This window comes from Clostridium sp. NkU-1 (genome assembly GCA_001312405.1).
In genome coordinates this window covers 1-9,309 of record BBDR01000031.1, presented here as the reverse complement: position 1 = coordinate 9,309, position 9,309 = coordinate 1, and the positions used below count along the sequence as shown (strand labels likewise).

11 protein-coding genes are annotated in these 9,309 nt (G+C 47.0%); 7 read left to right on the top strand and 4 right to left on the bottom strand.

The features are described 5' to 3' along the window. The first annotated feature begins 339 nt into the window (after window positions 1-339). Together JCM10519_RS33700 and JCM10519_RS24260 are read left to right on the top strand one after the other, a co-directional pair. A complete protein-coding gene (locus JCM10519_RS33700) occupies window positions 340-789 on the top strand; it encodes an FGGY family carbohydrate kinase (protein ID WP_347845372.1) in 450 nt (149 codons plus the stop codon). 13 nt (window positions 790-802) lie between these two features. Then, the gene (locus JCM10519_RS24260) at window positions 803-1,939 is read left to right on the top strand and encodes an FGGY-family carbohydrate kinase (RefSeq protein ID WP_347845371.1); all 1,137 of its coding nucleotides are present in this window, start codon (window positions 803-805) and stop codon (window positions 1,937-1,939) included. Between the two features lie 117 nt (window positions 1,940-2,056). On the opposite strand, the gene JCM10519_RS33695 is transcribed toward JCM10519_RS24260, so the two are convergent. Next, entirely contained in the window at window positions 2,057-2,806 is a 750-nt protein-coding gene (locus JCM10519_RS33695) for a hypothetical protein (RefSeq protein ID WP_347845370.1), read from the bottom strand. A gap of 79 nt (window positions 2,807-2,885) precedes the next feature. Between JCM10519_RS33695 and JCM10519_RS33690 the strand changes: the two genes are divergently transcribed. Continuing rightward, window positions 2,886-3,107, top strand: a complete 222-nt coding sequence (locus JCM10519_RS33690) for a hypothetical protein (protein WP_347845369.1) — start codon at window positions 2,886-2,888, stop codon at window positions 3,105-3,107. Between the two features lie 38 nt (window positions 3,108-3,145). On the opposite strand, the gene JCM10519_RS33685 is transcribed toward JCM10519_RS33690, so the two are convergent. After that, the gene (locus JCM10519_RS33685; protein WP_347845368.1) at window positions 3,146-3,280 is read right to left on the bottom strand and encodes a hypothetical protein; all 135 of its coding nucleotides are present in this window, start codon (window positions 3,278-3,280) and stop codon (window positions 3,146-3,148) included. Between the two features lie 170 nt (window positions 3,281-3,450). On the opposite strand from JCM10519_RS33685, the gene JCM10519_RS24250 reads away from it, so the two are divergent. Continuing rightward, the gene (locus JCM10519_RS24250) at window positions 3,451-4,266 is read left to right on the top strand and encodes a helix-turn-helix domain-containing protein (RefSeq protein WP_054742522.1); all 816 of its coding nucleotides are present in this window, start codon (window positions 3,451-3,453) and stop codon (window positions 4,264-4,266) included. A 151-nt stretch (window positions 4,267-4,417) separates the two neighbouring features. Here the strand turns inward: JCM10519_RS24250 and JCM10519_RS24245 are convergent, their stop codons facing one another. Further along, window positions 4,418-5,137, bottom strand: a complete 720-nt coding sequence (locus JCM10519_RS24245) for an AraC family transcriptional regulator (RefSeq protein ID WP_347845367.1) — start codon at window positions 5,135-5,137, stop codon at window positions 4,418-4,420. A 206-nt stretch (window positions 5,138-5,343) separates the two neighbouring features. On the opposite strand from JCM10519_RS24245, the gene JCM10519_RS24240 reads away from it, so the two are divergent. Genes JCM10519_RS24240 through JCM10519_RS33675 form a run of 3 tightly spaced genes read left to right on the top strand, consistent with a single transcriptional unit; the run spans window position 5,344 to window position 8,413 of the window. Continuing rightward, entirely contained in the window at window positions 5,344-7,590 is a 2,247-nt protein-coding gene (locus tag JCM10519_RS24240; RefSeq protein ID WP_347845366.1) for a glycoside hydrolase family 2 TIM barrel-domain containing protein, read from the top strand. Further along, window positions 7,551-8,231: a hypothetical protein gene (locus tag JCM10519_RS33680; protein ID WP_347845365.1), complete on the top strand. Its 681-nt coding sequence runs from the start codon at window positions 7,551-7,553 to the stop codon at window positions 8,229-8,231. The genes JCM10519_RS24240 and JCM10519_RS33680 overlap by 40 nt, the downstream gene beginning before the upstream one ends. Then, complete coding sequence (locus JCM10519_RS33675) at window positions 8,132-8,413, top strand: hypothetical protein (RefSeq protein WP_347845373.1); 282 nt, start codon at window positions 8,132-8,134, stop codon at window positions 8,411-8,413. Before JCM10519_RS33680 ends, JCM10519_RS33675 begins: the two co-directional genes overlap by 100 nt. Before the next feature lie 85 nt (window positions 8,414-8,498). Here JCM10519_RS33675 and JCM10519_RS24235 read toward each other — a convergent pair whose 3' ends face one another. Then, the gene (locus JCM10519_RS24235; protein WP_054742520.1) at window positions 8,499-9,113 is read right to left on the bottom strand and encodes a recombinase family protein; all 615 of its coding nucleotides are present in this window, start codon (window positions 9,111-9,113) and stop codon (window positions 8,499-8,501) included. Window positions 9,114-9,309 lie beyond the last annotated feature (196 nt).

The window sequence follows — 9,309 nt, the reverse complement described above, 5'->3', positions numbered from 1 at the left end:
ATGGGGGTATATTCAATTTAATAATATAATTCTCAATTTTCTAAAGTGTCAAACAAATCATTTATTTAATTTTAAAATTAAAATTGTGCATATTCTCTCTGATTATCCGGCCGGTTGTGGAAAAAACATAGAAATACGGAAAGAATACAGGCCTTCCTTGTGCGTTCTCTCTCCGGGCTTTTAAGGGGATTTTTGTAAAATATTCCTTGTTATGGTAAAATACATAAAATTAACTTTAGTTACTTCATGAAAAAAGGAGGAAGAAGTGTATGAGATTTTTTTAGACACGGCAAACATTGAGGAAATAAAGAGGCGGACATGAGTCAGGAGGGGGTTTAAATGATGGATAAACAAATAGGGGTGTGTATCAGGGAAGGGAAAACCGCCCTGGGAATTGAACTTGGTTCCACAAGAATTAAGGCCGTACTGATAGATGAAGATCACAATCCCATTGCTTCCGGCAGCCATGACTGGGAAAACCAGTATGTAAACGGCGTCTGGACCTACTCTATCCCGGATATATGGGAAGGAGTAAGGGAGAGTTATAGAAAAATGGCAGAGGAGGTCAAAGTGCGGTATGGGGAAACTCTTACCACGATGGGAGCCATCTGTTTTTCTGCCATGATGCATGGGTATATGGCATTTGACAGGAAGGGAGAACTGCTGGTGCCCTTCCGGACCTGGAGGAATACCATGGCGGAAGAGGCTTCAAAAAAAGCTGACGGAGCTGTTTTCCTTTCAAATTCCCCAGCGATGGAGTATTGCACATCTATATCAGGCAATCCTTAACCAGGAAGAGCACGTGCCGGGAATTGATTACCTGGTTACCCTGGAGGGCTATGTTCACTGGAAGCTGACGGGAGAGCGGGTTCTTGGCATCGGAGACTGTTCGGGGATGTTTCCTGTGGACAGCGGCACAAAGGATTTTCATAAGCGCATGGTGGAGCAGTTTGATGAGCTGGTTGCTCCCCGGCAGTTCCCCTGGAAGCTTCGGGATATTATGCCAAGGGTGCTGACCGCAGGAGAGAGAGCAGGGATACTTACTGAGGAGGGGGCAAGGCTTCTTGATGCCAGCGGGAATTTAAGGCCTGGAATCCCATTATGCCCGCCGGAAGGGGATGCCGGAACCGGGATGACAGCTACCAACAGCGTGGCAAGAAGAACCGGCAATGTATCTGCCGGTACCAGTGTGTTTGCAATGGTGGTGCTGGAAAAGGAGCTTTCCAGGGTTTATCCGGAAATCGACATAGTGACAACTCCGGCCGGAGATGCAGTAGCAATGGTTCACTGCAATAATTGTACTTCAGATTTAAATGCCTGGGTTTCCCTGTTTGAGGAATTTGCGGTTGAAATGGGAATGAAAATCGACAGGAATTCCCTGTTTTCTATCCTTTATCAGAAAGCTCTGGAAGGGGATAAGGATGGGGGAGGAATGCTTTCCTACGGATACTTGTCCGGAGAACATATTACCCATTTTGAAGAAGGAAGGCCTGTATTCGTCCGGACACCGGAAAGCCGCTTTAATCTTGCAAACTTTATGAGGGTCCACCTTTATACGGCTTTGGGAGCCTTAAGATGGGTATGGATATCCTGTTTGAGGAAGGAGTCCGTGTTAACGTGCTTTTGGGCCATGGAGGGCTTTTTAAGACCAGGGAAACGGGGCAGAGGATCATGGGCTGCCGCCCTGGGGGTTCCGGTTTCCGTTATGGAGACAGCCGGTGAAGGAGGAGCATGGGGAGCCGCACTTTTAGCCTCCTATATGCTTCGTAAGGAGGAAGGGGAATCCCTGGATCATTATCTGGCTGAAAAGGTATTTAAGGATAAAGTAGGAATCAGGATGGAGCCTGACCCGGAGGATGAAGCAGGCTTCCAGGCCTTTATGGAACGGTACAGAAAAGGGCTTTCCATTGAGCGGGCTGCAGTGGACAGCTTGAAATAAGCCGGGAATCCTGCAAAGACCGGCGGATTTAGAGGGAAACGGACCGGAGCTTTCCCATGTAAAAAACACATCCCAGGATCAGGATTCCGGAAAGAAGGAAGAGCAGCTGCATTCCGGTTATGGGAACTCCCCCAATTTCCAGGGAAGGAAAAACCCTGAGAAGGAAGGCTCCAAGCAGGGTGGAAAGAAAGCCGCAAAGCCCTGCATAGGAGGAATTGGAGCTGACATAAAGCACACGCTTATCCGCAGGGGCATAATGATACTGAAGGTTAAAGACGGATATGGCAATGCTCCCCAGGCAGCGCCGGACAATGCCTGTAAGACAGGCTGAAGGGTGTAGCAGGTGTCAGGAGTCATGAAAAGCCAGCTGGCATGGACAAGGCCCAGCATTCCCATGGAACAGCGGGCGGCCAAAAGCCAGGAGGTGGCGTCGGCCAGGCGCCCCCAGAGCCAGGCTGCCAGGACACGGACGGTCGAGGAGATGAGGCCCAAAAAGGTAATGTATGTATAATCTAATTTAAGCCCTGTGACCATGTAGACGCTGAAAAAAGGACCTGCGATCTGAAGGGCCAGGTTCCAGAACATATAGGTGAGCATGACCTTCCGGTACTCTTTGTCGGCTAATGGCTTCCATACAGCATCCTGAAGCTTTTGGCGGTGGGGAATGCTTTCCGGTTCACTGATGGAGGAAAGGCACCAGAAGTCCGTACAGGCGATGAAAAAGACTACGGTCCCGACCACAAGAAAGCCGGTCTGTTCCATGGAAGAGCTGCGGAACCGGTCCATGACCCAGCCCATGATCAGGCTTAAAACGGTGGAAAAGGCAAAAGCAAAGGAATCCTTTTTCCCCAGATAATTCCCTCTCATGTGCTGGGGAACTAGCTGCAGGATCCAGTTCCCGGTCCCGGTTCCGATAAAGGCTCCAAAAAAATGGGCCGCTCCATAGATGCTGATTGCTGCTGTCAGGCGGAGTCCTGGAGTTTTTATAAACAGGGGCACAAAAAAGACCGAGGCCAGAAGAAGCCTGTGGATAAATGAAAAACTGGAAATCAGGCATTTTTTTCCGGCAGAGGCTTTCCAGAAGGATGGAGGAAAACATCTGAAGAGTGCAAAGAAGGACCGGGATGGAACCGATGATTCCGTTTATGGAATCAGTGGCTCCCAGTGAATTGGCATAACCGGAGAGGAATGCTCCGGTAGTCAGTGTTACAATTCCGTTGGCACAGCAGCCTCTGCAATAAAGAGCCTTCTGCCTTTGGAAAAATCTGCTTCTGTCATGGTGGTTCCGCTAAAATAGGTGCGGGACACTTTTTCTTTTAAGAGTAATACAGCTTCTATCATCGAACTTCTGCGGCATAACTGCCGCAATCCCCTTTTCTTTTTGTTAGATATCTGATATTCTTTTTTTTAAAGGTTTTCCTCTTTCTATATTGCCAGTATAATGGATGGGATACAAGAGGAAAAAGAAGCGAAAAACTGGAGGATTCCGACTGGGGTGACAGGAGGTTATTATGGAACATTACTTAAATTTGAAGGCTGTGCTTCCGGTGAGGGCGTTAAATGCAGGGTATTTAATGACTGGAGGCAGGGGACGCCATGCGGACCGGGTCATGGATTCCTTTGAGATCATCTATGTAAATTCCGGAATCCTGGGAATTGCCGAAGAGGACGTAACGTATAACGTGGAGGAAGGGGAAGCGCTGATCCTGTTTCCCGGAAGGCATCACTGGGGGACAAGGGAGTTTGAGGAAGATTTGAATTTTTACTGGCTTCATTTTCACCTGGAAGAGGAGGCTGTGAGGACCGGACGGGATATTATGTCCCTGCCCCAGCTCATCCGCATCAGAAAGCCGGAGCAGTTTGAGGAGCTTTTCCGCCGATTCATCAAGCGACAGAATGTCTGCAGGGGGGACCGGACCATCTTGAACCTGGTGCTTTTAGAGCTGCTGTGCGAGCTCAGCGACTCCCTTTCTCCAATGGAAGTGACCGGGCAGAAGGTGCTTTTGGCAAACCAGGCGGGGCAGTATATCAGAAATCACTTTGAAGAGCCTTTATCCTCTTCCATACTGGCTGATAAGCTGGACTGCAGCCCGGACTACCTGGGACGTGTCTACAATGCGGTTTATGGGAAAACGCTCACAGAGGGGATCCATGAGGCACGGCTTAATAAGGCGTGCAGAATGCTCATAGAGACAAACTTAACAGGAAATGAGATAGCCTACCAGTGCGGTTATCATGATGTGGATTATTTCAGAAGAATCTTTAAGCGGTATATGGGAATAACACCAAAGGAATACCGCCAGACCTACCGTCTGGTGGGAAGATAGAAGAAGCGGCAGGGGAGGGAAGCTCACCTTGCCGCTTTTCTGTATTCTCCGGGAGAAGTACCGGTTTGTTTTTTTAAAGATCCGGCTGAAGTATAAGGGATTGTCATAGCCGACAATGCTGCCGATCTCTCCGATGCCGTAGTCAGTGCTTTCAAGCAGCTCCTGGGCCTTTTTTTACACGGATGGAAGTTAAGTATTTGCGGGGAGGCATTCCTGTATACTGCTTAAAGCTGCGGATAAACCAGCAGGTGCTCATATGGAGCTTTCTGGCATAATGGTCAATTTCGATGTCCGTGGAAAAATTCTCATGAAAGTAATGGACCGCTTTTTCCATTTCCTTTTGGATCTCTGTTTTTTGAAATCCCCCTTCTTCCCTTTGCCGTTTTAGAAGAAGGAAAAGCTGCCTTAGATGAAGGGAGGTCAATTCTTCGAAACAGGGGCGGGGGAGCTGGAGTTCCCGGATTATGGCAAGAAATATTTCCTGATATTTGGAAGAAACACCGGTGTATAGGATATGGCTGTCACCAAAGCCTGACTGCAGGGTAAGATCTCCGGCTTCTTTACCAGTGAAATGAAGCCAGAATACCTCTGATTTATCTTCCAGATAATAAGCGTACTGCTGAGGCTCGCCAGGCTTATAAAGCACCATGTTTCCGGCAGGGACCTCCATGGTCTCCTTTTGGAAGGTAAACCATGCCTTTCCTGATGAGATGTATAAAATCTGGTAATCAGGACGTCCCAAGGGCCGTATGGTGGACATGACGGGGCGGGTGAGCAGGCGGTAGACGCCGCAGCAGTTTGTCTTAAGAGGAAGAGTGCTGTCCTCAAGTTCGTCGTCTGTTAGGTTCATATATCCTGTGTTGGTGTACATATACGGACTCCTTTATTCATTCATGGGATGGCAATGTAATTTTCTTATGTATGGGCACAACGAAAATTTTCCTGTGTCCTGTATTGCACGGCTTATTGCTTTTATGAACAGTGTATCATTTTGTGCATACTTTGTCTAATCTGAGATATGGATTTTCTGCCTTTTCATTTTATAATGAAAGGTAATAACAGAAGGAGGAACCGACCATGATCGTACCCAAACATTATGAAAATCTCCACTTGCTTCATGAAAATACCATGCCAAACAGAGCCTACTACATTCCAGCTTCCCAGACGCGGTTTGACCTTGTGGAGCACAGGGAAAATTCCGACCGGTTTAAGCTTTTAAACGGGACTTGGAAATTCCGCTATTATGACAGCATTTATGATGTGAAAGAGGAATTTTTCCAGGAAGGCTATGATACGGGAAATTATGATGATATCCCGGTACCCGGCTGTTTTCAGAACTATGGATATGACAGGCACCAGTATACCAACATCCGCTACCCCTTCCCCATGGACCCGCCCTATGTTCCGGCTGAAAACCCCTGTGGCGCTTATGTCCGCCATTTTGTCTATGAAAGGGACGAGAATGCTCCCAGGGCTTACTTAAACTTTGAAGGCGTGGATTCCTGCTTTTATGTGTGGCTGAACGGAAGCTATGTGGGATACAGCCAGGTATCCCATGCCACCAGCGAATTTGATGTGACATGCCTGATCCGTGAAGGGGAAAATACCTTAGCTGTCCTTGTTTTAAAATGGTGTGACGGAAGCTACCTAGAAGACCAGGATAAGTTCCGCATGACCGGTATTTTCCGGGATGTATATCTTTTAAAAAGGCCGGAAGAGGGAATCTTTGATTATTTTTTAACAACCTCCCTGGAAGAGAGCCAGGCTCACATCCAGGCAGTGATCACCTTTTTTGGAAAAGAGCTGCCAATAAAGGCTCTGGTATATGATTCCAATGGAAAGCTGGCCGCCAGTCAGGAAGGATTCCCTCAGGAGGGCAGGCTTCATTTGACCATAGAAAATCCGGTGCTTTGGAATGCAGAGCAGCCATACCTTTATACCCTTGTCCTGGAGTGTGGGAATGAGGTGATCGTGGACCGCCTGGGAATCCGGAAAATCACCATAAGGGATGGAGTGGTTTATTTAAACGGGGAAAAGATCAAATTCCATGGCGTCAACCGCCATGACAGTGATCCTGTGACAGGGTTTGTCATCAGCCTGGAACAGATGAAAAAGGATTTAAGGATCATGAAGGAGCACAATGTCAATGCCATCCGTACCAGTCATTATCCCAATCGGCCTCAGTTTTACCAGCTGTGTGATGAGTACGGCTTCTATGTCATTGATGAGGCTGACAATGAGAGCCACGGAACCAATAGCGTCTACATGGAAGACAGCTCCACGGAGACTGTGCATGAACGGTGGAACAGGGCTATTGCAGATAATCCGGAGTTTACCCAGGCCACGGTTGACCGTGCAAAGCTTCTGGTGGAACGGGATAAGAACCGGTCAAGCGTGGTGATCTGGTCCATGGGGAATGAATGTGCCTATGGCTGTACCTTTGAAGCAGCTTTGGCCTGGACTAAGGCTTTTGATCCTTCCCGGCTCACCCATTATGAGGCAGCCCGTTACCGTGACAGGAACAAGACCTATGATTTTTCCAATCTGGATTTATACAGCCGTATGTATCCAAAGCTGGAGGAGATCCATGAATACATTGGAAGAAATGCAGGAAAGCCTTTTATCCTGTGTGAATACAGCCATGCCATGGGCAATGGACCTGGCGATCTGGAAGATTATTTTAAGGTGTTTGACCAGTATGACCAGGTCTGCGGCGGCTTTGTATGGGAGTGGTGCGACCATGCCATCTATCAGGGAAGAACCCTGGATGGAAAACCCATGTACCTTTATGGAGGAGACCATGGCGAATACCCTCATGACGGCAATTTCTGCATGGATGGCCTGGTATACCCGGACAGAAGGCCTCACACCGGGCTGATGGAATTTAAAAATGTGTACCGCCCGGCAAGGCTGGTAGCCTTTGATCAGGAAAAGAAGGAGCTGGTGCTTCAAAACCGCATGGATTTTACCGGACTGAGGGATTATGCGGTCATTGGGTATGAGGTGACCTGTGACGGAGCAGTCACTGAAAAGGGGATTCTTGGCGAAGGGGATTTACCGGAAATAAAGCCTCATGGCAAAGGCAGTCTGACTCTGGACTTTGAGGTTCCTGAAAAGGGAAAATGCTATCTGAAGATCCAGTATTTATTAAAGCAGAATACCGCCCTTTTAAAAGCCGGAAGCATTTTGGGATTTGATGAGATTCTTCTTGAAAATGAAGATATGAGAAACCAGACAGGGGTTTTCCTGTTAAAGGAACAGGAAACAAAAGAAGGGGAAAGGGCGTGCCCCACGGTCAGGAGGATGACCGCTACCTTTTCATAGACGGAACAAACTTTGCTTATACCTATAACAAGCTGACCGGCTGTTTTGAGGGCATGGTGTTTGAAAACAAACCCCTTCTGGAGCATCCCATGGAATATAACATCTGGAGAGCGCCAACGGATAATGACAGATATATAAAGAATAAGTGGATGGCGGCCCATTATGACCGGGCCATATCCAGGGCTTATGAAACCTCCTTTGAAGTAAAGGACGGACGGGTGGAAATAAGTACCATGCTGTCTGTTACCGCGGCTGTGGTCCAGAGAATTTTGATGATTGAGGCTGTGTGGATTATAGGAAGGGATGGGATTTTAGATGGGAAGCTTCATGTGAAAAGAGACCTGGAATTCCCGGAGCTTCCAAGGTTCGGCCTTCGCCTTTTCCTTCCAAAGACCATGGATCAGGCAACTTATTATGGCCTGGGACCTGTAGAAAATTACGTGGATAAGAGAAGGGCAAGTTATCACGGGTTATTTACTGCCGGGGTAAAGGAAATGCATGAGGACTATTTAAGACCGCAGGAGAACGGAAGCAGGAGCGACTGCGATTTTGTGACAATAAATGGCGGAGGCGTCTCCCTCTCGCAGTCTCAGAGCAGGCTTTTTCCTTTAATGCATCGGTCTATACCCAGGAGGAATTGACAGAAAAGGCCCATAATTTTGAACTGGCTCCATCGGGCTTTACAGTACTTTGCCTGGATTACCGTCAGGACGGCATCGGATCGGCAAGCTGCGGTCCGGAGCTTCGGAAAGAATACCGGCTTGATGATGAAGAATTTGTTTTTGAAGTGAGACTGGTTCCTGTTGCTCTTTCACATATGTAAAATAAAATCTGTGTTTGTTAAATCAGGCAGGATCGTTGATAAAAAGCAGCGGTTCTGCCTGTTTTCTGTTATATGGAATCATGTGTTAAAAAGTCTTTGTTTTTTTGACTTGTGTTTTTTTAATCATTGTCCTGAACTGGCTGACAGTGATGCCCAGTTCATTGCTGGCGGTCTCAAGGGTATAGATTCGCTGCTGCCATTTTTCGTAGACAGGGTAGAACTCCTTAGGAATTGGGGTCGGAAAACGTCCCAGATGCTTTCCCTGTGCTTTTGCAAGGGCGATCCCCTCTGCCTGCCGCTGTTTGATGTTTTCCCGCTCCGCCTGTGCCACATAGGAAAGAAGCTGCAGGACAATGTCGGATATCAGGGTACCGATTAAATCTTTATTTGTTCTTGTGTCCAGAATGGGCATATCCAAAATCACAATATCAGCTTTTTTTGTTTTCACGACTTCCCGCCATTCTTCCTGTATGTCATCGTAATTTCTGCCCAGACGGTCAATGCTTTTTACAACAAGGACATCTCCTTCTTTCAATTTTCTTTTTAACTTTTGATATTGGGGCCTGTTAAAATCTTTTCCTGACAATTTGTCGCAGAAAATGTTCTTGTCAATAATGCCCCAGCGCAGAAGCTCTACTTTTTGCCGTTCCGTGTTTTGCTCTAATGAGGAGACCCTCATGTATCCATAAAAATTTTTCATTAAAAATAACCTCCTGTCATTCTTAATTATGGCATGAGGTCAAGGGAATATTCTACTATATTAGTATTTATGAAAACAAAAGCCTTCAGGTCAAAATATAAAAATGAAAACCAGATGAGTAAGTAATGTTTGTTTTGCCGGGATTTAGCATACAAAATGATAATTAATATCATTAGATTATTTGATAAAAAGGTAC

Excerpts from the sequence above, each read along its gene's own strand:
- JCM10519_RS33695 (WP_347845370.1), bottom strand. The coding sequence starts at position 2,806 with ATGAGAGGGAATTATCTGGGGAAAAAGGATTCCTTTGCTTTTGCCTTT.
- JCM10519_RS24240 (WP_347845366.1), top strand. The coding sequence starts at position 5,344 with ATGATCGTACCCAAACATTATGAAAATCTCCACTTGCTTCATGAAAAT.
- JCM10519_RS24235 (WP_054742520.1), bottom strand. The coding sequence starts at position 9,113 with ATGAAAAATTTTTATGGATACATGAGGGTCTCCTCATTAGAGCAAAAC.
- JCM10519_RS33700 (WP_347845372.1), top strand. The coding sequence starts at position 340 with ATGATGGATAAACAAATAGGGGTGTGTATCAGGGAAGGGAAAACCGCC.
- JCM10519_RS24250 (WP_054742522.1), top strand. The coding sequence starts at position 3,451 with ATGGAACATTACTTAAATTTGAAGGCTGTGCTTCCGGTGAGGGCGTTA.
- JCM10519_RS33690 (WP_347845369.1), top strand. The coding sequence starts at position 2,886 with ATGCTGATTGCTGCTGTCAGGCGGAGTCCTGGAGTTTTTATAAACAGG.
- JCM10519_RS33685 (WP_347845368.1), bottom strand. The coding sequence starts at position 3,280 with ATGATAGAAGCTGTATTACTCTTAAAAGAAAAAGTGTCCCGCACCTAT.
- JCM10519_RS24245 (WP_347845367.1), bottom strand. The coding sequence starts at position 5,137 with ATGTACACCAACACAGGATATATGAACCTAACAGACGACGAACTTGAG.